General features: G+C 61.9%; 23 protein-coding genes and 1 pseudogene. 13 read left to right on the plus strand and 11 right to left on the minus strand.

Annotation, left to right across the window (positions count from 1 at the left end):
• The first annotated feature begins 305 nt into the window (after nt 1–305).
• From MGN01_RS21355 to MGN01_RS21370, 3 genes are all read left to right on the plus strand, one after another.
• Nucleotides 306–1,661, plus strand: coding sequence for a lysozyme family protein (locus MGN01_RS21355; RefSeq protein WP_147048836.1), 1,356 nt, complete (start codon nt 306–308; stop codon nt 1,659–1,661).
• A gap of 381 nt (nt 1,662–2,042) precedes the next feature.
• Entirely contained in the window at nt 2,043–2,429 is a 387-nt protein-coding gene (locus MGN01_RS21365) for a hypothetical protein (protein WP_147048837.1), read from the plus strand.
• A 194-nt stretch (nt 2,430–2,623) separates the two neighbouring features.
• Nucleotides 2,624–2,884: a DUF6894 family protein gene (locus tag MGN01_RS21370; RefSeq protein ID WP_147048838.1), complete on the plus strand. Its 261-nt coding sequence runs from the start codon at nt 2,624–2,626 to the stop codon at nt 2,882–2,884.
• Here MGN01_RS21370 and MGN01_RS21375 read toward each other — a convergent pair.
• The gene (locus MGN01_RS21375; RefSeq protein WP_147048839.1) at nt 2,881–3,600 is read right to left on the minus strand and encodes a Crp/Fnr family transcriptional regulator; all 720 of its coding nucleotides are present in this window, start codon (nt 3,598–3,600) and stop codon (nt 2,881–2,883) included. The two genes, MGN01_RS21370 and MGN01_RS21375, sit on opposite strands and share 4 nt — an antisense overlap.
• 728 nt (nt 3,601–4,328) lie before the next feature.
• Between MGN01_RS21375 and MGN01_RS21380 the strand changes: the two genes are divergently transcribed.
• Nucleotides 4,329–4,541, plus strand: a complete 213-nt coding sequence (locus tag MGN01_RS21380; protein WP_147048840.1) for a DUF6894 family protein — start codon at nt 4,329–4,331, stop codon at nt 4,539–4,541.
• A 527-nt stretch (nt 4,542–5,068) separates the two neighbouring features.
• On the plus strand, nt 5,069–5,287 hold the full coding sequence (locus MGN01_RS21385; RefSeq protein WP_147048841.1) for a hypothetical protein: 219 nt from the start codon (nt 5,069–5,071) through the stop codon (nt 5,285–5,287).
• Between the two features lie 6 nt (nt 5,288–5,293).
• Here the strand turns inward: MGN01_RS21385 and MGN01_RS23790 are convergent, their stop codons facing one another.
• Both MGN01_RS23790 and MGN01_RS21395 read right to left on the minus strand, forming a co-directional pair.
• Nucleotides 5,294–5,461 carry a hypothetical protein gene (locus MGN01_RS23790; protein ID WP_170246097.1) on the minus strand — a complete coding sequence of 56 codons (168 nt, stop codon included), beginning with the start codon at nt 5,459–5,461 and terminating at the stop codon, nt 5,294–5,296.
• Nucleotides 5,462–5,748: 287 nt separating this feature from the next.
• Entirely contained in the window at nt 5,749–6,393 is a 645-nt protein-coding gene (locus tag MGN01_RS21395; protein ID WP_147048842.1) for a glutathione S-transferase family protein, read from the minus strand.
• 86 nt (nt 6,394–6,479) lie between these two features.
• Here MGN01_RS21395 and MGN01_RS21400 point away from each other — a divergent pair, with 86 nt between their 5' ends.
• The gene (locus tag MGN01_RS21400) at nt 6,480–7,460 is read left to right on the plus strand and encodes a helix-turn-helix transcriptional regulator (RefSeq protein WP_147048843.1); all 981 of its coding nucleotides are present in this window, start codon (nt 6,480–6,482) and stop codon (nt 7,458–7,460) included.
• A 630-nt stretch (nt 7,461–8,090) separates the two neighbouring features.
• On the opposite strand, the gene dmeF is transcribed toward MGN01_RS21400, so the two are convergent.
• Both dmeF and MGN01_RS21410 read right to left on the minus strand, forming a co-directional pair.
• Entirely contained in the window at nt 8,091–9,059 is a 969-nt protein-coding gene (gene dmeF / locus MGN01_RS21405) for a CDF family Co(II)/Ni(II) efflux transporter DmeF (RefSeq protein WP_147048844.1), read from the minus strand.
• A 523-nt stretch (nt 9,060–9,582) separates the two neighbouring features.
• Complete coding sequence (locus MGN01_RS21410) at nt 9,583–9,852, minus strand: hypothetical protein (RefSeq protein WP_147048845.1); 270 nt, start codon at nt 9,850–9,852, stop codon at nt 9,583–9,585.
• Between the two features lie 460 nt (nt 9,853–10,312).
• On the opposite strand from MGN01_RS21410, the gene MGN01_RS21415 reads away from it, so the two are divergent.
• The gene (locus tag MGN01_RS21415) at nt 10,313–10,573 is read left to right on the plus strand and encodes a hypothetical protein (RefSeq protein ID WP_147048846.1); all 261 of its coding nucleotides are present in this window, start codon (nt 10,313–10,315) and stop codon (nt 10,571–10,573) included.
• A 76-nt stretch (nt 10,574–10,649) separates the two neighbouring features.
• Nucleotides 10,650–10,868 carry a hypothetical protein gene (locus tag MGN01_RS21420; RefSeq protein ID WP_147048847.1) on the plus strand — a complete coding sequence of 73 codons (219 nt, stop codon included), beginning with the start codon at nt 10,650–10,652 and terminating at the stop codon, nt 10,866–10,868.
• A gap of 169 nt (nt 10,869–11,037) precedes the next feature.
• Here the strand turns inward: MGN01_RS21420 and MGN01_RS21425 are convergent, their stop codons facing one another.
• From MGN01_RS21425 to MGN01_RS21440, 4 genes are read right to left on the minus strand one after another with little or no spacing between them, the layout of a single operon-like run.
• Nucleotides 11,038–11,289 carry a rhodanese-like domain-containing protein gene (locus MGN01_RS21425; RefSeq protein ID WP_147048848.1) on the minus strand — a complete coding sequence of 84 codons (252 nt, stop codon included), beginning with the start codon at nt 11,287–11,289 and terminating at the stop codon, nt 11,038–11,040.
• A 44-nt stretch (nt 11,290–11,333) separates the two neighbouring features.
• Nucleotides 11,334–11,726: a rhodanese-like domain-containing protein gene (locus tag MGN01_RS21430; RefSeq protein ID WP_170246098.1), complete on the minus strand. Its 393-nt coding sequence runs from the start codon at nt 11,724–11,726 to the stop codon at nt 11,334–11,336.
• A 47-nt stretch (nt 11,727–11,773) separates the two neighbouring features.
• A complete protein-coding gene (chrA, locus tag MGN01_RS21435) occupies nt 11,774–13,189 on the minus strand; it encodes a chromate efflux transporter (protein ID WP_147048857.1) in 1,416 nt (471 codons plus the stop codon).
• On the minus strand, nt 13,186–14,016 hold the full coding sequence (locus tag MGN01_RS21440; protein WP_147048850.1) for a chromate resistance protein ChrB domain-containing protein: 831 nt from the start codon (nt 14,014–14,016) through the stop codon (nt 13,186–13,188). Before MGN01_RS21440 ends, chrA begins: the two co-directional genes overlap by 4 nt.
• Before the next feature lie 1,012 nt (nt 14,017–15,028).
• Between MGN01_RS21440 and MGN01_RS21450 the strand changes: the two genes are divergently transcribed.
• From MGN01_RS21450 to MGN01_RS21465, 5 genes are all read left to right on the plus strand, one after another.
• Nucleotides 15,029–15,433 carry a PRC-barrel domain-containing protein gene (locus MGN01_RS21450; protein ID WP_147048852.1) on the plus strand — a complete coding sequence of 135 codons (405 nt, stop codon included), beginning with the start codon at nt 15,029–15,031 and terminating at the stop codon, nt 15,431–15,433.
• Nucleotides 15,434–15,695: 262 nt separating this feature from the next.
• Entirely contained in the window at nt 15,696–15,863 is a 168-nt protein-coding gene (locus MGN01_RS23795) for a hypothetical protein (RefSeq protein ID WP_170246099.1), read from the plus strand.
• A gap of 345 nt (nt 15,864–16,208) precedes the next feature.
• Nucleotides 16,209–16,886 carry a sigma-70 family RNA polymerase sigma factor gene (locus MGN01_RS21455; RefSeq protein ID WP_147048853.1) on the plus strand — a complete coding sequence of 226 codons (678 nt, stop codon included), beginning with the start codon at nt 16,209–16,211 and terminating at the stop codon, nt 16,884–16,886.
• 917 nt (nt 16,887–17,803) lie between these two features.
• A complete protein-coding gene (locus tag MGN01_RS21460) occupies nt 17,804–18,181 on the plus strand; it encodes an exopolysaccharide production protein YjbE (RefSeq protein ID WP_147048854.1) in 378 nt (125 codons plus the stop codon).
• 120 nt (nt 18,182–18,301) lie between these two features.
• The gene (locus MGN01_RS21465; protein WP_147048855.1) at nt 18,302–18,562 is read left to right on the plus strand and encodes a hypothetical protein; all 261 of its coding nucleotides are present in this window, start codon (nt 18,302–18,304) and stop codon (nt 18,560–18,562) included.
• 45 nt (nt 18,563–18,607) lie between these two features.
• Here MGN01_RS21465 and MGN01_RS21470 read toward each other — a convergent pair whose 3' ends face one another.
• Both MGN01_RS21470 and MGN01_RS21475 read right to left on the minus strand, forming a co-directional pair.
• Entirely contained in the window at nt 18,608–19,366 is a 759-nt protein-coding gene (locus tag MGN01_RS21470; RefSeq protein ID WP_147048856.1) for an SDR family oxidoreductase, read from the minus strand.
• A 302-nt stretch (nt 19,367–19,668) separates the two neighbouring features.
• Nucleotides 19,669–20,595: pseudogene (locus MGN01_RS21475) on the minus strand (MBL fold metallo-hydrolase).
• Between the last annotated feature and the right edge of the window lie 425 nt (nt 20,596–21,020).

Consider the following 21,020-nt stretch of genomic DNA (forward strand, 5'->3'; position numbering starts at 1 on the left):
CAGGCCGGGCAGGCCGGGCAGGCCGGGCAGGCCGAGCAGGCCGAGCAGGCCGAGCAGGCCGAGCAGGCCGAGCAGGCCGAGCAGGCCGAGCATCCTGACATCGTGGAGAATTGAAATGGACGTTCGCAAAATTGCGGCGGTCGATCTGCTGCGCCTTGCCACCCTCGCGTTTGGCTCGGACGGCGAGAACGGCGCCGAAGTGTTCGAGATCATCGGTCGCTGTGAAGATCTGCCGGCAACCGATCCGGCGCCAGACGGCAATGGCTCGGCCGAGCCGTCAAGCCCGCGAAGCCGGAGTAAGGCCCATGCTGGCGCCTCCTCCCGCCCCCGCCAAACGGCTCCTCGACTTCATCGCATCGAAGGAGGCGCCCAAAGGCTACGACACGGTCTACGGCAATCACCAAGCCTCGATGCCGAAGTCCATCACGTCCATGACGATCGACGAAGTGATCGCGGACGGACCCCGTCGCACGAAGGCTTACGGCTCCAGCGCGGCGGGCCGGTATCAGTTCATGGCCGCCACGCTCACGGCTCTGAAAAAGACGTTGGGTCTGACCGGCTCCGAAGTGATGACCCCGGCGCTCCAGGATGCGCTGGGCTATCAGCTCCTCAAGCAGCGCGGCTATGCGGCCTTCATGGCGGGCAGCATGTCCGTCGCGACCTTCGGCCTCCACATCGCTCAGGAATGGGCCTCGTTCCCCGTCCTCGCCGACACGAAGGGCCAGAAGCGCTCGGTCAAGCGCGGGCAGAGCTACTATGCCGGTGACGGCCTCAACCACTCGCTGATCGGCGCGGCCGAGGTGGAGCGGGCGCTCAACTCCATGCGGGCAGCGCCGGTCCTCACGGTACCTGATGCATCGGCTGTGGTCGTGGCGTCACGGGTCGAGACGGTACCCGGCCCGTCTGTCGCCTCACAGTCCTGGCTCGGTCGCCTGTTCGGCAAGAAGCCACCCGAACCCGCACAGGTCTCGCGGCCGGGGCTGAAGGGCGACCCAGCCCTATACGATGTGCAGAAACAGCTCCGCGACCGGGCCTACTACACCAAGCGCCTCCTCGACGGGCTCAATGGGCCGCTGACGCAGAGTGCAGTTGCGCAGGCTCGCAAAGACAATAACCTCGGATACGGGGGCATTGACGCTGCCTTTCTCGCCGCTCTCCCGAAGATGTCCCAGCGGCCGGTCTCGGTCGAGCGCGCCACACTACCTATGACGAAGGCAGTTGCCGCGAAGCCCGAGCTGTTCAACCCGCTCGGCTGGCTCGGCGGAACGGGCGTTGCCAGCCTCGCGACGGCGGTCGCGAGCGGATCGGGCCTGCTCGACCAAGTGCAGACCGCAGCGGGCAAGGTCAACGACGTCGCCGGCAGTGTGCAAACCGGCATCGGCTACGCCACCGCAATCGCCGGCTTCCTCGTGGAGCACAAGTCGCTCGTGTTCGTGGCGATCGGCGTCTTCCTGGTCGTGAAAGCGGTCCTGCTGGCCGCGGACATCGTCACCAAGATCCGCGCAGCGTTCTTCTTATGCCTCACAGCCCCTACACGGTCCGCAACCCTTCGCGCGGCACCCGCATGCTGGTCTATGACCCCGATCCGGTCATCAATGACCGAATCCGCCGGGCCGTGCGCTACGGGCAAACCCGTTGGGCGGAAATCTGGCTTTCTCTGATCGCAGTTGGCGTCGGCCTCGTCCTCGTCGCGCCGACCAACACGTTCAGCAACGAGAGCTTCCGCGTCATCGCGTCCGTCATTAGCGAATGGAAAGCGGGAGCGCTGTGCCTGTTCTTCGATTCGGTCCGCCTGATCGCTTTGTGGGTGAACGGACGGCGGGGGCGAGAGACATCTCTCATCCGCACGCTCGGCTGCCTCGCCGGCTTCGTGTTCTAGCTCGCCATCGCACTCGGCTTCCTGCTCCCGGCCCCGCCCATCACCACAGGTGTGGCCGTCTACACCATCCTCGCCTTCACCGAGTTGCACGCCTCCACGCGCGCGGCCAGCGACATGGCCGCAGAAGACACGTTCGGGTTCAGAGCACGTAGGAGGCAGAACGGTGGCGGCACCCCCCGACCCTCTTCCACACCTTGACTCCTGGCCCGCGATCATAGTCGCCGTCAGCGCTGCAGCCGCCGCCCTCTTGGTGCCGCTCACCAGCTTCCTCAAGACCTTCTTCGACCGCCGCATCGAGACGCAGAAGGCCGAGGCCATGAAGCCGGAGGTGGCGCGCGATGTGGCGCAAGGCTCAGCCACGGCGCTGTTCGATAGCATGACAGCGGCCGACCTCACGGCAGCGATCAAGGATCTCACGGCAGCGATCAGAACCGGCATCGCCTCCGAAGAGGCTCAGCACGTCACCCAGTTCACGCAGGTGATCCAGCGGCTCACGGAAGTGTTGGACAAGCACGACCACGGGCCGCCCGCGCGAGGCGGCCGACGATGACGACATCAGCCCGCCCGTTTGCCGAGCAGGCCTTTTTGCAGCCAAACGTCGTCCTCGGCTCGGATGGCGGAATGCCGTAGAAGGCAAGTTCGGAACACTGAAGCGCTGGCAAGATTGACGGGTATCGCCAACTGAGCATTCGGGCGTTGGCGCTTAGGAGACTACCGAACTCCGCCCTGACGTTAGAAGGCGAAATGCCGCTTTTTTTCTTTGATATCTATAATAGCACGCTGCAGCGTGATGACGTCGGCAGCGAATTCGCTACGTTTGAGGAGGTGCGCCGGGAGGCCATGGCAACGCTTCCGGAGATTGCGCGCTGGAGCATTCCGCTAGACGGCGACACGCAGGCCTACACGATACGTGTCCGCAATGAGAAAGGAGCGACCGTGTACACGGCAACGCTGACCTTCGCTGGCTTGAGGCTCGATGACCCACACAATGGCGCGTTCGGCTAGGCCTCTGCCATCAAGCGCTCGTACTCGTCTTCGGCGACTTGATAGGAGTCGCCTGCCAGATCGATGAGTTTCGCGCGGTCGAGAATAATCATGTGTCCGCGCGTGTTTCGGATCGCACCGACACCTTCGAGTACGTGCATGGTTACAGTCACGCTGGGACGTCGCACGGCTAGCATTGCCGATAGGAAGACATGGGTCAGCTGAAGCTCATCGCCCTCGACTCGGTCATGGGCCATCAATATCCACCGCGCTAGCCGAGCCTCCACGCCAAAGCTGGCATTGGCGTAGATGGAGCGAGAGAGCTGGGCAATGAATGCCTGAGTGTAAAGCCCGAATGGTCGGAAGAGCGTCGGTTGCTCCGCGAGAGCTGCCTGCAGTGCGCTGGCCTTCATGCGCAGTGCCTCACCTTCTCCCTGCACCACGGAGGTGTGCGGGCATAGGCGCGTGCCGAGGGCAACAGCGGTGCTGACGAAGCCCTCGCGGCCTACCAAGCCAACCTCGGCGCGATCTTCGCACGTCCGCACGAGCTTGGAGATAAAGCCGCGGACGGGAAAGTAGACGTGCTCGATTGGATTATTGGCGGTGATGAGCACTTCCCCGACACGCATGGGCACGAGTTCGAGCTGTGGCCTCAACCATTCGTAATTATCGGCACCTGTCGCCGCGAGCAGGCGGTTGTGCACCGAGTCATATGGTGGCGCTGCAGAGAGGGTCATGGCGCTCTCGAGGGCAGAGGAAGGGTACGCAAGCCCCTTCGCCGTTCGCGCCCTGGTCGGCCGGCGAATGATGGTTGCACTCTGCCACCGGTGTCATCGCATGAACAGATGCTAGGTCCCCGCTCAACTCGCGGCTTAGTCGCGAATTCCCGCATCTTAGCCCGTCTCCAGTTTCGGCGATTGCAAGCTGCAGAAGTACAGCGCGCGGTGTCACACCGACCTACCGTGCGTCGCCGCGACACCAGAGCATGAAGGCGCCCTGCGTCGCGGCGGGTGGCGACCCGCGAACCCCCACAGACTATCTGGCCGAGAGAAACCACAGGCGAATAACGGCTACGGCTTTCGCGTCACCGCAAGTGTTGAATTATTTACGAATTGGTAACCATCAGAAACAAAAATCAGGAACCATCGCCTCGGCGCTTTCCAGCGAGATGCGTGGCAAACCTTTGCAGTATCTTGCGAATATGTTCTCGTACGGGATTCAGAGGTTCGGGAGCTGTCTCCGAATGGGCCCAAATGTCGGATGCGCCTGTCTGAAACACGACATCGTACTCCGCTGCTAGCCCTTGTTTGTAAGTCACTGTACCCAAAAAAATCAAGCGGACATTGATTACGTAGGCGGTGGGTACGGGGTGAAAACTTGAACAATCCGTAGACGGCTTGCTTAATCTAGGTAACCGAGACAATTCGCCCTCATAAGGCGCAATAGCTAAGACTGGGAGGAGACGGTGCCTGCGCGGTTTCACTTCGACCTGGAACAGGGCACCGAGGCCATCCGTGACGAGGATGGCGTCGAGGTGCGCAGTCTCTCAATCGCGATCGAGCAAGCCCAACTCAGTATCGATGAGCTGCGCGAAACAGGCGAGCTGGCCGACGGTGACGGTTGGACGCTTGTCATTCGAGACGAGAGAGGAACTGCGCTGCACCGACTGTCGATCTAGGCTTGGTAGGGCCGCAGACGGCACGCACCCAAGCGCGCTAAGCGCAGCTGCAGGTTTTGCTTGACGGTGACGGCGATAGCCCCGGATCGGCGGATTATCGCACTCCGTCCAAAGGCATCAGCCCACCCGGCAAAAGCTGGAGCAGGTTTTTTCGTGACGTGCTGCGCCGGAACGATACCGACCTCTTTGAGCCGCTGCTACGGATCCGGCGCGGCGAAGCCTCAACCCGATCGGCCTAGCCGCGAGCCCTAAACTCAGCCCGCCCCGTTCGCCGCGGCGGGCTTTCTTCGTGCGCCTGCCCCGTTTTAACGCTTCTTTGCAGCAAAATGGTATGTGCCGCACCTAGGAGGTCACAGTGCTCACCGGCACTGCTCTTATGGCTAATCGGGATTCCGATCCCGGTCATTATTCTTATTTAGCTTTTTTTCCTTAGAGGACGATGATGCACCAAAGCCCCGCCCGGTTCGCTTGGTGGGCTTTTCGTTGCGATCAAACAAATCTATCAGGCGTCGTTCACCAAAGATCCCATGTCCCTCACGCCGCAATCCAGAAAACCGAAGCTGCCGCGCTGTCGGGTGGTCAAGATGGCGACGCTGGTTCCGCCGATGCGTAATGGCGTGCGCATGGGCGTTCCGAAAACAGTCGAAATGCGCTGCAAGAACGCTGCGACGCTCGATGGCCTGTGCACTACGCATATGAGGATGCGGGAGATGGGAAGAGAGTTGGACCTGGCGCAGGACGAGTAGATCGCGTCAATCCACGAACGCGGTCACGATGTAGACGATCGCCCCGCGCTCCTGCACGTCCACAATCGCTGTCTCGCTGATGCGGCCGGAGTTCGCGGCCCAGAGCGGCGTGTCCCGCGTCGCCGGATGCGCAGCCTCCTCCCAGCCTTCGAACTTCGTCTCGAGCGCGTTCATCACCGTGACGATGGCGGCGCGAGCGGATGGTGCTGAGCCGTCTGGCTCAACTGGCCAGATTACGATCTCTGGCGCAGTCGGCTGTGAGCCCAGCGAAGAGTGCGGACGGATGCTGTTGTGGTGTGTCTGCCAATGCACGATGTCCGTCGCGATTCCTCAACTTGCCTGTAGCAGCCTCTACTAAGAGAGTTACTAAGCCGGCAAGCCTCACAGCAATGAAGACGCAGGCCAACAAAGCTCCAGGCTCGCGTCTACGGCGTCGGCCTCTTGAACCTATGAGTGACTATTCAGGTGGAAGCGGCTGAAGCATGCTGCGCTGCCATCTCCGCATCAGCCGCATTGATCCGCTGGAACGCCGGCCGGGAGGTAATTCGCCCGGAATAGCGGACGAAAACATCCTTCTTCGGCACGATTCCGAACATCATGGTCCAGCTAAACGCAACACCCCACAGGATGTCTGCGGCGGTCATGCGCTCCCCGAGCAAATACGGTCCCTTCGCCAACTGCACCTCAAGCGCGCCGAGCATCGTGTCGTAATCAGCATAGGGCGATTGCGTAACCGGAGCCGGCTCGCGTTGCATGAACCTGTCCATCAACGCCGGCTCGAACGAGGAGCCGTAATAGGCGATCCAACGCAAATAGGGGCCGCGCAGCGTATCGCCCAGCGCCGGCGTGAGGCCTGCCTGCGAAAATAAGTCACCGAGATAAATCGTAATTGCAACCTGCTCCGTCACAAACGCGTCGCCGTATCTGATCGCCGGCACCTTCCCGAGTGGATTGACTGCGAGATAGCTTGGTTCCCGCTGCTCGCTGGCTTTCATGTTAAGAACATGAAGGTCGTACGGCGCATCCAGCTCTTCTAGAAGCACCCGGGTCCCAGTGGCTCGGGTTTGAGGCGAGTAATACAGGGTCACTCGTTCCGGATCGCTCAAGATACACTCCTTGTGGCTACTTCAGCTGCCGGTGGCTTGTAACAGACCATACCTGACATCGTATGTCAGGTATGGTAGGGGAGGCTGTGCGCGCGAGCCGAATGCTATCGATCCTCATTACCCTGCAGGCCAAGGGTCGGGTGACCGCGACGGAGCTAGCCGAAGCGTGCGAAGTGTCCGTGCGCACGATTTATCGAGACATTGACGCCCTCTCATCGTCCGGCGTTCCGGTCTATGCGGATCGCGGGCCTGAGGGTGGCTTCCGCTTGCTCGACGGGTATCGCGTCCGCTTGAATGGCCTGTCACCGAGCGAGGCGGGGGCGCTATTCCTGTCGGGGTTGCCCGGTCCTGCCGCTGCACTGGGGCTAGATGCAGCAATGATTGCCGCGCAAAACAAGCTCATGACCGCGTTGCCGGCAGATCTGCGAGGAGATGCCGACCGAATGCAGGAACGCTTTCACCTCGATGCGCCGGGTTGGTTCGGGGAGGCCGAACAGCCGACCAATTTACGAGCCATTGCCAGTGCGGTTCTGCGTGGAACGCTGGTTGACATGCGTTACCAGAGCTGGCGCTCGCAGAAGGAGCGCCGTGTCGCGCCCCTCGGCTTGGTGCTCAAGGGCGGTAGCTGGTACCTCGCCGGACAAGCTGACGGCACGGTGCGGACGTATCGGATTGCACGTGTGCTCCACTGCACGCCGCTCGACACCGGCTTTGACCGACCCAAAAATTTTGATCTCGCCGCTTATTGGCAGGAAGCAACACTGCGGATGGAGACCGAGATGCATCCCAACATGGCGGTCGTCCGCGTCTCGCCTTTAGGCGTGACGTTGCTCAACGCCTTGAGCCAATCCTATGTGAAGGCGCGCATGCAGCTCGACGACAAGACTGATACAGACGGCTGGCGGATTGCACGAGTTCCGACTGGCAAGACGTCTTGGCATGCAGCATCCGAATTCCTTCGATTCGGCCCCGAAATCGAAGTTCTCGAACCTGTCGATCTCCGCGAGACGATGGCCGAGTTCACCCAGGCTATGTCTGCCCGTTATCACTCGGCGCAGAAAGCCTGAAGGTTACTTCGCCGACAATGACCGCTTAGCTGGTGCTGCTTGACTGGCAGGGTCTCGCGCTGCCTGCCAAGTCCCTCCCAATTGTAGCAGGCAGGCGATGATGCGATGGCTGAAGGATACACCCGAGCAGATCATGAAAGCCCCCTGTGTCGCGGCGAGGAGCGATCCTGATTGACGCTGTCCGATTACAGACGGCCCGCTGGCGGCCCCGAGCTAAAGGCAGTGATCTTGGTTCTCCGGGCTCGGGCAATCTTGCTCCTCTCACCATCGCCCGATTTCAGAGCCAGCTCCGCTGAACTCCCGGTGCGGGCTTTGTCGTATCTGGACCGAACTGAGAACTTGCATCACTAATATCTGTGCGCCGGTTACACTTACTGCCGGCGCAACCTCCGCCCGTCCGGTTCGCCGGACGGGTTTTCTTTTGTCTTGATGGTGGAATGAAACGCTGCTGCGAGCGTCTATCGAGCGGCCCTCCCGAAAGGCCATCAGCCCGACTCAGCCCGCCCGGTTCGCCGTGGCGGGCTTTTTGGTTTCACCGATGCCCCAGCAACCCGATCAGCGCCAAACCGACACCGCTGGCGAAGGCCATGACGGTGCAGCGAAGTCACCGTCAAAGGTGAACGAAGTGCCTTAAGCTGCTGCCGCGTGATGCAGACAGGGCTGCACTTCAACGGTGACGTGGCTGAGACCATCGATGCCGGCGAGCCGCGCTTTGTAGGCGGACGGCGCCTGCGGAGCATCGCTGACAATCGAGATGACGACGGCCTGATGGCCTGGGCCAACCTGCCAAAGGTGCAAATCGGCGACCCGGTCACCCTCCACCTCAAGTCGATGCCGAACCTCATCCTCGATACCGCTGGATGGCACCTTATCGAGCAGCACCGCGCCCGCCGACTTGATGAGGCTCAGACACCACGCGGCAATGACGACCGTGCCGACGAGTCCCATGACCGGATCAAGCCACGTCAGTCCGTAATACCGACCGCCCAACAGCGCCACGATCGCCAGAACCGATGTTAGAGCGTCGGCCAATACGTGGACATAGGCGGCGCGAAAGTTCGTGTCATGCTCGCCGTGTGAATGGCCATGCTCGTGGTGGTCGTGGGCTTGGTGATGCGCATGGCCATCGTCGTGTCCGTGATCGCTGTCGTGCAGCAGCCAAACACTGGCCAAATTGACAAGAAGGCCAACGACGGCGATCGGCAGAGCCTGCCCGAAACCGATAGCGACCGGGTGCAGCAATCGGTCCGCGCTCTCGATAGCGATGCAGAGCGCAATCATGGCTAGGATGATGGCGCTGGCGAAGGCGGCGAGATCACCGAGTTTGCCCGTGCCGAAGGAGAAGCGACGGTCGCATGCATGCTGGCGGGCGAAGTGGTAGGCGAGCGCCGCGATGCCTAGAGCGGCGGCATGCGTGGACATGTGCCAGCCGTCGGCGACGAGCGCCATTGACCCGTAGATCGTTCCACCAACGATTTCGAAGATCATCATAGCCGCAGTCAGAGCCACGACGGCCCATGTACGACGTGCGTGCCTGTCGTGCTTTGCGCCGAGAAAGACGTGCTCGTGGGTCCAGGCTTCGATAGTGTGGTTGTGCATGAGAAGGCCTCGGCGTCTGATGCCGGCCTAGCACCTCGGGTGCACTCAAGCCTAACCAGTTTGCGAGCTAAATAATCGCCCATCTTTTCTCTTGATCATGGAATGAAACGAGGTGCCGAGCGTCTGTCAGTTGCCCCTCGCGAAAGGCCACTCGACCCAATTCGGCCCGCCCGGTTCCCCGGAGCGAGCTCTTTTTTGCCCTGAGCACGAAAAGAAACGACGCGCCAAGCGCCTCACGGCCGGTCGACCTTATGTTCGAACAGCGTCATCGCGCAGCCTCACCCTGAACCCTGTAGAGGGTCAAACAGGCCAAGTTACATAGCCGCCCACTACCGCAATCAGCCGGCCTGCAGGCTCCCGGCGAAGTCGTCCGGGATCTCACCGAACGGTGTCACAACGGCGGAGGCCACGGGTCGGGCCACTCGCTCAGAGCGATCGGGCGCACGGGGATTAAGGCGTCGGGCTGGATCCGCCGCTGGAATTGGCCCAGCCCGGCGGTGATGAATGATGCTCCGCGCACCGTTTAACTGCGCTGGTTGAGATCCGCGGCGTCTTGCGCCCGAGCAGTCCGCGTCTGTGCCGCGGCCGTTTCAAGATAATCAGCAATTTTTCCAAGTAGATTGCCTGACTTTGGAAAGCCGGATTGACGATGGCCAACGGCTGTCTGTCTCAGTTCGTCAATGACGGAGGTCGCGTCTATTGCGCCTTTTTCTTGCAGCGCTTTAAAGAATATTCCGATAGTCGATAGCATGGCCGAATGCGCCGAGTCGCTATCGAAGTCGGGATCTACCATTGTTCATCCCTCCATCTGTAAGTTGTCTACCGTGATAGCTCCAAATGAGACTTACAGGGTCGCTCGGCCGATTTTCCTTAAATTCTGATTTAAAGTCATGAGCCAACCTCGCCTCTGGTGACGCTCGTCCTCACCACCAACAACGTCAGGCTACCCCTACGTCGAGCCCGTGGCATTACCGGAAGGCGGCGCCGACTCTCCAAGATCGTTGCCCGTCACCAGCCGTCGGCCGAGAGAAACTGTCCCAGTTGCATGATTTCACCCTTCGCGAAGGGCGGCAATCGATGAGGGGCCGGTGCTATGAAACAAAGACCAAATAGCGCAGATACACAGTGCGAAATATCCTCAAAGGAGCAGGTATCGGCCTCGCCTCGACGTCTGACTGCAAAGTTTTTTGGAACGGTCGTGCTGATGATGTCGTTTCGGGCGCCTACCTCTTGAGAGGAAGGGAGCAAACGACATGAAGCGGACCATCATGACTTTCGCGGCCACGCTCGCGCTGACGGGAGCCGCCTTGGCAGTCGAGAAAAGCTCGGGACCTGGTGCATCGTCCCAGTCGCCGGGCCATGAGATGCAGGACAAAGGAAGCAAGGCAGGTAGCCCTGGTGCCTCCGGCTATGCCCCCGGCCACGAGAAGAGCGACACGGGCTCGATGCGTTCCGGTTCGGGCAGCTCCACTGGCGGATCTGGCTCGAAGTCCGGTGGCGCGACATCGCGCTGATGTAACTTTTTTGAACGAGAGGGTTCGGGCTAGCCTGAACCCTCTCACTCGCAGCGGCGAGCAGAAGGTTGCTGGCATGGCTCGCCCTGTCTTCTACCGGATCTCGAAGTGCACGGATGGACGCTTCGACATCGACATCGTGCGGGCGGATGACGATAGTCTCAGCCGCCGCGGCCTGAAGAACCTGGCAGAGGTTTACGCAGCCCTCGATGATCTGCGAGCTCTGATGGCCGTCTGCGGAGCGACGATCAAGCAAGCTCCCGAGCAAGACGGTGACACGGCCCTCACCGCCTAGCCCTGAATGAGTGCGCAGCTCTCGTCCTTCGCCCAGTCGGCGAAACTGAGGTAGTATGCATTTAACTGGGTGAAGCCGGCTTGCACTGCAGCCAGTGCGGCAAGAGCTGCACGGCCGCCGCCGTCGCAATGTGTGACCAGACGCTGGCCGGGAACAAAGCCTGCTCCGGTCAACATGGCGCGTAGTGCGTCGGGGATTTCAGGCGGCCTTCGGCGGTCAGCAGGCCGGCGTGGCCAATCCGCCTCGCACCAGGCAGGTGCCCACCGCGGGCGTTTTTGCGCAGATCCTCGCCAGCGAATTCAGCAGCCGTGCGCGCATCGAGGATCTGTGTCTCCGTGTCAAGCTGATTGCAGAGATCCTGGCGGGTCACCAGGCCCACAGTCGCATGCGCTGTTGATGGCGTGTCGAGCGTGACCGCCATTGGCTCCACTACCTGCGTATCAACAGGACCGCCAGGCTGCATCATTAGAAGGGGCCAGCCGCCATCGATGACGGCGGCAGCCACTCAAAGTGCTGCAGGATGAACCAGACCCGGGCAGCTTCCGTCATTCGCCCATCATCGTAAACCGCGACGGGCCTACGGCCGTCGATGCCAAGGGCACCGATCGATCCGCGCCAATGCCGGTCCTGGGCTAGATCCGTATTCGTCTGCTTGGCCATTGTCTCCCAATCGGTGACGGGCACCCGAATGGCACGTGGCCAATGACCGAGCCTATAGTTCTCGGCACTTCGAGCATCCAGAACCAGCCAACGCTCGGAAAGCGCACTGGGATCAAGCAGGCCGGTGTTATGCATCGAAAGACCGCATTCGATTGACCAGGACCGAAGCCGCTGTAGCGATTGCGCTGCATCAGCCATTACGCAACCTTGCTCCAGCGGTGGGCCTCTCTTCGTACGAGCCCTGTTCATCCGAGGGTGCCAGTCAGGTGCAGCAGCACGCCAGCCGCCGCGCTGGCGAGCAGGGTTGAAATCATGCCGACCTTGAACCGGAATACAGCAACGATCGCAGCGGTTGCCAAGACCAGCGCCGTCAGATCCACGCTCGTTAGCACCGGCAATTCGAGCTTCAGCCCAAGCCCCGGCCGCAGGGTGTGTACCTGGCGGAACAAGGTGTGCAGTGCGAACCAGACCGCCAGGTTCAGGATCACGCCAACCACGGCCGCCGTGATCGCTGCCAGAGCGCCAGAAAGCGCTCGGTTGCCGCGCAAGGCTTCGACATACGGCGCCCCTGCGAAGATCCAGAGGAAGCAGGGCACGAATGTGACCCAGGTGGTCAGCAGGCCGCCGAGGATGCCGGCGACGTAGGGATTGAGCAGCCCCGGTGCCCGAAATGCCCCCATGAACCCAACAAACTGCGTGACCATGATCAGCGGGCCGGGCGTGGTTTCGGCCATGCCGAGGCCGTCCAGCATCTCGCCGGGCTTGAGCCAGCCGAACGTCTCCACGGCCGCCTGCGCGACGTAGGCGAGCACCGCATAGGCGCCGCCGAACGTCACCACCGCCATTTTGGAGAAGAACACGCCGATGTCGGCAAAGACGTTGCCGCTGCCGAACGCGAGCAGCAGCCCGAGGACGGGCAGCAGCCAGAGCAGCAGGAACACGGCGCTGATGCGCAGCGACCAAGCCGTGCTCGGCCGGGCATGGGCCGGCACCTCGACGCCCAGCAGGCTATCGGCATCCGCTAGCACCGGCCCCTTGGCCTTGCCGTGCCCACCCGCGTTGAATGCGGCGGAGCCGAGCCGGCCGCCCAGGTAGCCAACAACGCCGGCCGCAAGCACGATCAGGGGGAAGGCCACGTCGAAGAAGAAGATCGCCACGAAGGCCAGGGTGGCGATGGCGTACATCGCGCGGTTCTTAAGGGCACGTGATCCGACCCGGATCACCGCCTGCAGCACGACGGCGAGTACCGCACATTTGAGGCCGAAGAACATGCCGCCGACCACGCCGACGTTGCCATAGGCGGCGTAGATCAGGCTGAGTGCCATGATGGCAATCACGCCGGGCACCACGAACAGTACGCCGGCAATCAGGCCGCCGAGCGTCCGATGCATCAGCCAGCCGATGTAGGTGGCGAGCTGCTGGGCCTCCGGACCCGGCAGCAGCGTGCAGTAGGAGAGCGCGTGCAGGAAGCGCTCCTCGCCGATCCAGCGGCATTCATCGACCAGGATGCGGTGCATGACCGCGATTTGGCCGGCTGGACCGCCAAAGCTCAGCAGGGCGATGCGGGCCCAGACCTTGGAGGCTTCTGCTAGAGAGACCCCGTGCGCCGGCAGCGCCCTGACCTGCTGTGTTGCCGGGGCGGTCATGGTCGCGCCGCTCATCGGGCACCCCCGATCTTGTTGGTGGGCCAGTTGTGGGTTTCCGCGGTCGCGTCGCGGCACCAGCGATAGAAGGCGTCGTAGAGCGTCATGCCGGCATCGAGCTGCGCCAGGTCATCAGCATAGATCCGCGACAGGCCCAACGAGGCGGCCAGCAGGCCGGCGGCTTGCGGTGCCAGCTCCGGCCGGTTGGTGTCGGCCCCGCGCACCAGCGCGGCGAGCTGCAACAGCGGCGGCGTCGCCAAGCCCAGTTCCTCCACCATCACGTCGAAGGTGCAGAGGTCGCCGCGATGGCTCCAGAACACGTCCGGCTCATCGATGTCGAAGGGCGCCGCTCCGAAGCGCCGGCCGACCTCGCGGACCTCGGCTGGCGGCACGAACAGAAACAGAGCGGACGGGTCCACAAAGCGTCGGATCAGCCAGGGACAGGCGATCCGGTCCACCTTCGGCCGAGAGCGGGTGACCCACTTGGTGCGGCCCTGTGCGTCGCGGTCCGGTAGCTTTGCGGCGGGCACCGCTGGCAGCTGCGCTTCGGCCCAGGCAGCAAAGCCGCCCTCCAGGGCCTCGGCGGCAATGCCGGCCTCTCGTAGCCAGGCCGCTGCACCGTGGCTGAGGCTTTGGCCGTGGTTGCAGATCGTCACGACCGTGCGGCCCTGCAGCTGGGCCGACCAGGTCGCCATGGTGTCCGGCGCACGACGAACAGCGCCGGGGATCAGGCGCGGGTCCGCTGCGAAGGCGTCATCGGTGCGCACATCAACCAGCACTGGGCAGGCTCCAGTGCCGATCAGACGGTCGAGTTTATCAATCGTGATGGTGTTGGGCGTAGCCATGACGCGTCCTTGCAGAAGGTGCAGAGCGGACGCGATGCTTCGGCCTTAGCCTCGTGAGGAGATCGCATTCCCCATCTGCCCAGGCATACTGTCACCGCCAAGCCTGTCAAGCGCACTGAATGCGTCTTCTCGCCAGGGCATCTACAATCGGGTGCATTGCTGTTGGGGCAACGGCAGATTGTACTTCAGAACATGAAGGCACCCTGTGTGCCAGCGAGGGGCGATCCGGATTAACCATCCGTTAACCATAATCCGCCCAGAGTGCATCACTCCCGCGAATATCCTCAGCCCGCCCGATGACAGCCGGAGCGGGTATTCTTTTGTCCTGATCATGGAATGAAACGCTGCTGCGGGCGTCATTCGGTCGGCCCTCCCGAAAGGCCGAAAGCCCAACTCAGCCCGCCCGGTTCGCCGCGGCGGGCTTTTTGTTATTCGGCGTACTTTGCCATTTAGTGCAGAGCCATATTGCGGCGAGGAGGGCTGCGCGTCATCGCTCAACAATTCAGGAACGGTCCAGCACCGGCACCCGTTTCGTGCCGTCCGTAATACCGACGGAGGGAAATAGGCCATGACCAAACTTAACCGACTCGCGATAGGTGCCGTCCTCGCCTTAGGTGCAGCCTCAATCGCGACCGCGGCTTCCGCCCGCGTGGTTTGCGTCGGCGACGATTGCTGGCACGCAAAAGAGACATACGACTATCCTGCCAGCTCGCGCGTGGTCATCCACGAGGATGGCTGGACCGCCGGTCCGCATGTCCGCTGGCGCGAGCATGAGAGTCGCGGCTACTGGCGTGGGGACCGTTGGGAAGATTTCTAAGGGTCCGTCAACCAAGCGCATTGCCTGATCCGAGCATCAGGTACGCGCACGAAGAGCCCGGCCGGCACCCACTGAGCCGGGTTCATCATGCATCAAGCAGCCGATCTTTCGCGTATGTTGCGGCCAATCAAACCGTGAACGAAACGCTGCGCTTGTTCATTTCTGAGCGCCCATTCTGGGTCACGGAGATTTTGTATGCGCCGCCTCACCATGTCCCTTGCAGCTTTAGCGCTTCTGTCTGCTCCGGCGCTTGCCGAAGACGCAAAGCCCCTGACCCCTCCGGCGCAGATTAAGACCGCTAACCTGCCGGCCGATACCGTGCTGAGCTACAATCTCAAGAACCTCACCCTGGTTGATGGCCAGAACAGCACGGTCGCTGAGATCAAGGATCTCGCGATCTCTCAGAACAAGCTCGTCGGTTACATCGTGTCTGTTGGAGGCTTCCTCGGTGTCGGCGAACGGTACGTCGCCATCGACCCTTCTTCGGTGGCGCTGACCTATGACGAGAGCGCCAAGAAGTGGAAGGCTTCGGCGAATGCGAGCAAGGACCAGCTGAAGGCAGCGCCTGAGTTCAAGTACGAAGGCAAGTTCAAGAATTAAGTGGTGGTTGCCCGCCGGCGTTTGCGCTGGCGGGCCTTCCCAGGTGCTCAACATTTCCACGCCCCGTGAAACGACAGAGTGCAGTGGGAAACGACCTGATCTTTCTCATCCTTGACCTCGGCCGTGAAATCGCGTTCGCCCCAGCTCGGGAGCTTGAGCACGCAGCTACGGCGCCCAGTCGTTGGCAAGCACCGCGACGCAAAAAAGTGGGAACGCTTTTGCGAGCGTAGCCGTTCTGGCGCGGTTTGAAAGGAGACCGCCCATGAAGACCTTGTTTGCACTGATCCCCGCCCTGGCGCTCGCCGCTGTCGTTTCAGCTGCGCCTGCATCGGCCAAGACCATCATCATCAAGAAGCATGGCGGCCATCACCACGGCCTGTTCCACCACCACCACGGCGGCAAGAAGGTCATCATCAAGCACCACGGCTAAGCAGCCACGTACGGCCTCGTCAGTCCAGCAGCTGGCGAGGCCACCTGACTTCGCGGAGCGTGATGTTGATCGAGGGCGCAATGATGCCGACTACGCAGAATAAAGCAAAGCTTGCGGCGCCGTTAGGCGCTGCGGTTGGTTTCGTAACATCGCTGACGACACTGATTATGTTAGCCACCCCCTTCGCTGCGCTGGCCTAATATTTCTGAATGTTTCGGTAGCCTTATCGAATACCGCTACTACGGCTAGCCGTTAGGAAATGTTCAGCAAGAGTTTGCCAAAAGCTCCCGCACGACCTTGCCGCTTGTTCCGGTCAAGGTTAGCGCCGGAAGTGGGGGAGAAACGATGACGAGCGTCAAGGATCGTGTCACCGATGGCACGGGTGAGCTACCGGCACCGACCCGCCGACACCTCGGCGACCAGCTGCGCGCGCTTTACGGGTTTGTGATAGCGGAGCCCCAGCCCGCGCAGCTCCTGGAGCTGATCGGGCGGCTTGAGGCGGCCCTAGGTGCACAGCGGGCCGAAGATGTCGAAGCCTTCCGGCGCCAGCTGGTCGATGCACTGCCAGGCCTACGCGCCTTCGCGATGTCGCTGACGATCAACGCCGCCAAGGCCGACGACCTAGTGCAGGACACGGTACTGAAGGCCTGGGCGAACCAACACCGCTATGCGCCGGATACCAACCTGAAGGCGTGGCTGTGCACCATCATGCGCAACAACTTCTACAGCGACATCCGCCGGCGCAAGCGTGAGGTTGAAGATGCCGACGGGAACGCCGCCGCACAGCTCGTGACTTTACCGCCCCAAGAGCATGGCATGGACTTGCAGAAGGTTTGGTCCCTGGTCGCTCGGCTCCCGGCCGTACAGCGTGAGGCACTTATGCTCGTGACTGCGCAGGGGTTGACGTACGAGGCTGCCGCCGCCCTGTTGGCGTGCCAAGTCGGCACTGTAAAAAGCCGGGTGAGCCGCGCTCGCGTAGCCTTGATGGAGATGATCAATCAGGTGGCGCGCGTGGCGGCGTGAATCCGATGCAACGGTCACAAACTCGCTCAGCAACGAGCCGAAAGCCGCGCTGATGGTGTCTCTCGGGCGGAATAACGGCTTGAGAAGCTGCGATCGTTTAGCTTCGCAGTGCAGCCTCTTCGCAGGGCCAGCGCAACTGTACGGTAAAATCATTGGAACGGTCTGCCGTATAGTGTCGCTTGGGGCGCCTACTTATCTCCTCGTAAGAGTGTGAGAGTCGTGTCAACTGAAGCCTTACCGACAGATGGTCCACGGTCTGAGGTTGCCAAAGACTCAGACAAGCTGGTTCGGGCACACATTCGAGCGGCGCTTCGCAAGCTCGTTGCGCAGCGCGATCAGAAACGATCGAGCTGAACGTTGCCGTTGGAAACCCGGTTAATCATGCCCCCAGCCACTCAAGTCGCTGCTCGACCTCAGAGCCAGTCCTGTCTGTCTGACGTGGGCGAGCTTTGTTGTGTCTGGGCTCAGCGAACCTCGCGCAGCACGCGCCGTGCCTCGTGATGCAACACCTCGTGGCGTGCTGAAGCCGGACCGGTCTGAGGCGTCGCCTCGCCCTCTTCTCGCACGCAGCGCTTGAACCGCTGTTTGTTGAAGCCGAACGGCCGAATGCTGGCGATCCAGCGCGCAGGACCATGCGTACTGCCTTTTCACGTCGCTCCGCCATGGCCAACCGCTCCTCAAGAGAGGTTGTGACGGCGAGCCGACCGGAAGCTGTCGCTCCCGAGATGCGGGCACTGGCTTCTCCCCCGAATGGATCAGGCGTCCCGTAGCCGATTTTGGTGAATTGCGCTGCTGAGCGAAAACCTCAGCCCGCCCGGTTCGGCCCGGCGGGTTTTCTTTTTGTCTCGCGTTTCGGTTTGCCGGGAACTCCTGCCTTCTCCACCTGATTTTCTCTGAATAACTATCGGAGGAATCCAATGAAATCTGCAATCGCTGCGAGCGCAGTCGCGTTTCTCCTCTCCGCGTCGCTGGGTGTTGCTGCTCCCTGCAATACGGGTGCTGCGAAGGGTAATGCTCCTGAGGGCTCAGCGTCCAACCAGCAGAGCTCGGCGACCGACCAGTCCAGCAAGAACACCGCGGGCGGCAACCAGCCGGCCTCGCCGGGTACCGTCGGCGCTATGAACAACGCAGGCGCCAACCAGGGCGTCGGGCAGCAAGCCTCGACGGACAAGGGCAAGGAAGATCCAGCTGCGAAGAATACGGCAGGCGGCAACCAACCTGCTTCTCCCGGCACCGTCGGCGCTATGAATAATGCTGGTGCCAATCAGGGCGTCGGCAAGGACGATAACTGCTGATAGTCCGCAAGTCACGCACCGAGACCTCAGCCCGCCCGGTTCGCCGTGCGGGCCTCTTTCATTTCCGCCTTTGCTCTCCCTGAGAGAAACAAAGGCTCCGATCGACGCCCAGGAATCGCATTGCCCCTCTACGTCATCATCGACGCACGCACTGGCGACGTCTTTGGGTGCGCCGTCGAAGCCACTTCCCCCGCCGACGCTGCGTGCCGGATCTACAGCGACCTGGGATTGGCTCGTCATGGCTTCGGTCATGTCAGCCACTGCAGCAACAACGCGACGTTCGACGTCTACGATATCGGCAACGAGGTGGATGCTTCGAATGCTGAGGCAGTGACCACCGATGGCACCTACGTCACTTCGCTGATCGCCTACGTGACTTAGGCTCTGCCTCGCCGAGACGTAGGCCGCATCCATCGGCAGCGTCCCTCAGGCCGTGCGGTCCGACTGCGCCGCCAGCCAGTCGCTGTAGCGCCGCTCCGACAGCCACGCGTCACCGGTGGGTGTCAGCCAGCGGTCTTCGAGGAGGATTCCAAAATACAGTGCAGTATCATCCGTGATGACTGTACGCGTTTCGCCGATGCCCTCGAGATGGCGCTTCACCAACTCGACCATCGGCAGCCGCTCAGGGCCGGCGATCTCGGTCATGCCGTTTTGAGGTAGCGCAAGCGCAGCCTCGGCGACCTTCGCGGCCACGTCGGCCGATGCGATCGGCTGGATTGAGGCGGAGGTCACTCGCGCAACGCCGTCGATGATTGCTGCTCTCGCGATCGTGCCGACGAATTCGAAGAACTGCGTAGCGCGGACCAGCGTCCACGGCACGCCCGCCGAGGTGATCAGCTCCTCCTGAGCAAGCTTGGCGCGAAAGTAGCCACTATCGAGCAGGAGTTCGGTCCCGACCACCGAGAGCGCCACGTGATGCGTTACGCCCGCAGCCTTCTCAGCCGCCGCAAGGTTCCGTCCAGCGCGGACGAAGAAGTCCATCGCCACGTCGTCGGCAAAGGAGGGCGAATTGGCGACGTCGACGACGACGCTGGTACCCTGCAACGCATTCGCGAGTCCCTCGCCCGTGACTGCGTTCACCCCTGTATTGGGGGAGGCCGCGAGCACCTCGTGGCCGGCATTTCTCAGGTTGGCGACGACCTGTGAGCCAATCAGCCCAGTGCCGCCGATAACGACGATCTTCATGCAATGCTCCATCTCGACTCTAGTCCCATCGGGACGGTCGCAGTCATGACGAGAAGCGCCCGTCACAGTGTGACATCGGCGTGGGAAATAGATGCGCCCGATCCGGGTCGGTGAGAAGTTGATGTTGTCATGCGCCGGACAGGAGGCGGCTAGACAGAAGCCGCTCCAGTTCGCGACGCCCGGGACCACATGGGATCGCACGGAAACAAATGCTCGGGACAAGTCCCGAGGATGAACGATCGCCGACGAGTCACGAGTGGGCGATCTCCGGTTTCAACGGACAACCATCTCGGCACGCCCCCTCAGTAGTCCCAGTACGCAGGAACCCACCGAAAAGCGTCGCCATCAATCGCGACCCTACCGACGGACGGGAACGGCAGGTGCGTGGCGATCAATTGCTCGCCGGTCGCCGCCAGTTCCCGCAGAAGCCGGACACGAACGCGAGCTGCCTCCTCGGGATCGTGTTCGAAGCCGTTGTGCCAGCCGGGATGCTCGAATCCGACCGTGAATACGGCGTCGCCGGCAAATGTCAGCCGGTCGCTGCTGGATGCCATGCGGATTATGCTATGTCCGGGAGTGTGGCCGCCAGAGCGCTGGACGATGACCCCCTGTGCGACCTCGTGCTCCTCGTCGAACAGCCGTAATTGGCTGCGGTACACTTGCGCGAACTTCTTGGCTGCTGCCCGAAGCGCGTCAGGAAAACCCTGTGGCACGTCGACATGAGTAAAGTCGGGCGCTTCCCAGAATTTGACCTCAGCCGCCGCCACATGGATTCACAGGTCCGGGCGCAGCCGCTCCTTCACGCCATCGACGAGAAGGCCGCCGACATGGTCCATGTGCATGTGGGTGAGCACTACGTCCGTCACAGACGCGAGATCGATACCGACGGCCTCCAATCGCCCGACTAGCTGCCCGGCCCGCGGCAGGTTCAGGTTCGGGTCCAGCCCCAGCCCAGCGTCGATGAGGATGGTCTGATCGCCGCTGCGGGCCAAAACTGCGTTCAGCGACCAGTCGAACGCGTCCGTCGGCAGGAACATCTCGTTCAGCCAAGCCGCCCTTTCGGTCTGATCGACGTCGTGTCCCAACATCTTGGTCGGGAGCGGCAGCACGCCATCGCTGACGACGAGCACGTCGATCTCACCGATCCGCACCGCATAGCGCGAGGGCACTAACTCTTCACCTCTCACACGCGGGGGGGCCGGCATATTCCGGATCGGTTCGTCCGGCATTGGCAGTTACTGTAGCAGTCATCGTCATCCCTTCCGTGGGACGCGCGTGATTCTGACCAGTCAGGATCACAACATGCTCGTCATGCCACAGGGACGAGACAGGTTCGGCAGATGTGACATCGCGGTGAAAACTTGAACTCATTGCCCGTGGTTGATCGTGTCATCCTCGATGATCTCTTGGACCAGACGTTCCTCCGGCCCGCAAAGGCCGCTTCCTGACGGACGGCTTTGGGTTGCCCAAGGGGAGGAAGCAGACGTCACCGCTCCGGGAGGTATCGACCCAACCCAGTCATCTACGGAACAGGGCACGGCGTCCGAAAGCAGACATTGGCCAAGTCGAGGTGTCCGCATCCTTGCGTCCAACACAATCGTTCCGGCGCGCAGAGTATTTCCCCGAGATTGGACCTAATCACGAAGGTACTACT

Origin of the sequence: Methylobacterium gnaphalii (assembly GCF_007992215.1) — a bacterium.
GTDB lineage: Bacteria > Pseudomonadota > Alphaproteobacteria > Rhizobiales > Beijerinckiaceae > Methylobacterium > Methylobacterium gnaphalii.

Bases quoted from the DNA above. Each gene is read 5' to 3' on its own strand.
- MGN01_RS21375 (WP_147048839.1), bottom strand. From the start codon at position 3,600: ATGACCCTCTCTGCAGCGCCACCATATGACTCGGTGCACAACCGCCTG.
- chrA (WP_147048857.1), bottom strand. From the start codon at position 13,189: ATGAGCGGCGCGACCATGACCGCCCCGGCAACACAGCAGGTCAGGGCG.
- MGN01_RS21415 (WP_147048846.1), top strand. From the start codon at position 10,313: ATGAAGCGGACCATCATGACTTTCGCGGCCACGCTCGCGCTGACGGGA.
- MGN01_RS21460 (WP_147048854.1), top strand. From the start codon at position 17,804: ATGAAATCTGCAATCGCTGCGAGCGCAGTCGCGTTTCTCCTCTCCGCG.
- MGN01_RS21385 (WP_147048841.1), top strand. From the start codon at position 5,069: ATGTCCCTCACGCCGCAATCCAGAAAACCGAAGCTGCCGCGCTGTCGG.
- MGN01_RS21430 (WP_170246098.1), bottom strand. From the start codon at position 11,726: ATGGCTGATGCAGCGCAATCGCTACAGCGGCTTCGGTCCTGGTCAATC.
- dmeF (WP_147048844.1), bottom strand. From the start codon at position 9,059: ATGCACAACCACACTATCGAAGCCTGGACCCACGAGCACGTCTTTCTC.
- MGN01_RS21440 (WP_147048850.1), bottom strand. From the start codon at position 14,016: ATGGCTACGCCCAACACCATCACGATTGATAAACTCGACCGTCTGATC.
- MGN01_RS21470 (WP_147048856.1), bottom strand. From the start codon at position 19,366: ATGAAGATCGTCGTTATCGGCGGCACTGGGCTGATTGGCTCACAGGTC.
- MGN01_RS23795 (WP_170246099.1), top strand. From the start codon at position 15,696: ATGAAGACCTTGTTTGCACTGATCCCCGCCCTGGCGCTCGCCGCTGTC.
- MGN01_RS21370 (WP_147048838.1), top strand. From the start codon at position 2,624: ATGCCGCTTTTTTTCTTTGATATCTATAATAGCACGCTGCAGCGTGAT.
- MGN01_RS21455 (WP_147048853.1), top strand. From the start codon at position 16,209: ATGACGAGCGTCAAGGATCGTGTCACCGATGGCACGGGTGAGCTACCG.
- MGN01_RS23790 (WP_170246097.1), bottom strand. From the start codon at position 5,461: ATGAACGCGCTCGAGACGAAGTTCGAAGGCTGGGAGGAGGCTGCGCAT.
- MGN01_RS21425 (WP_147048848.1), bottom strand. From the start codon at position 11,289: ATGGCGGTCACGCTCGACACGCCATCAACAGCGCATGCGACTGTGGGC.
- MGN01_RS21450 (WP_147048852.1), top strand. From the start codon at position 15,029: ATGCGCCGCCTCACCATGTCCCTTGCAGCTTTAGCGCTTCTGTCTGCT.
- MGN01_RS21355 (WP_147048836.1), top strand. From the start codon at position 306: ATGCTGGCGCCTCCTCCCGCCCCCGCCAAACGGCTCCTCGACTTCATC.
- MGN01_RS21420 (WP_147048847.1), top strand. From the start codon at position 10,650: ATGGCTCGCCCTGTCTTCTACCGGATCTCGAAGTGCACGGATGGACGC.
- MGN01_RS21410 (WP_147048845.1), bottom strand. From the start codon at position 9,852: ATGGTAGATCCCGACTTCGATAGCGACTCGGCGCATTCGGCCATGCTA.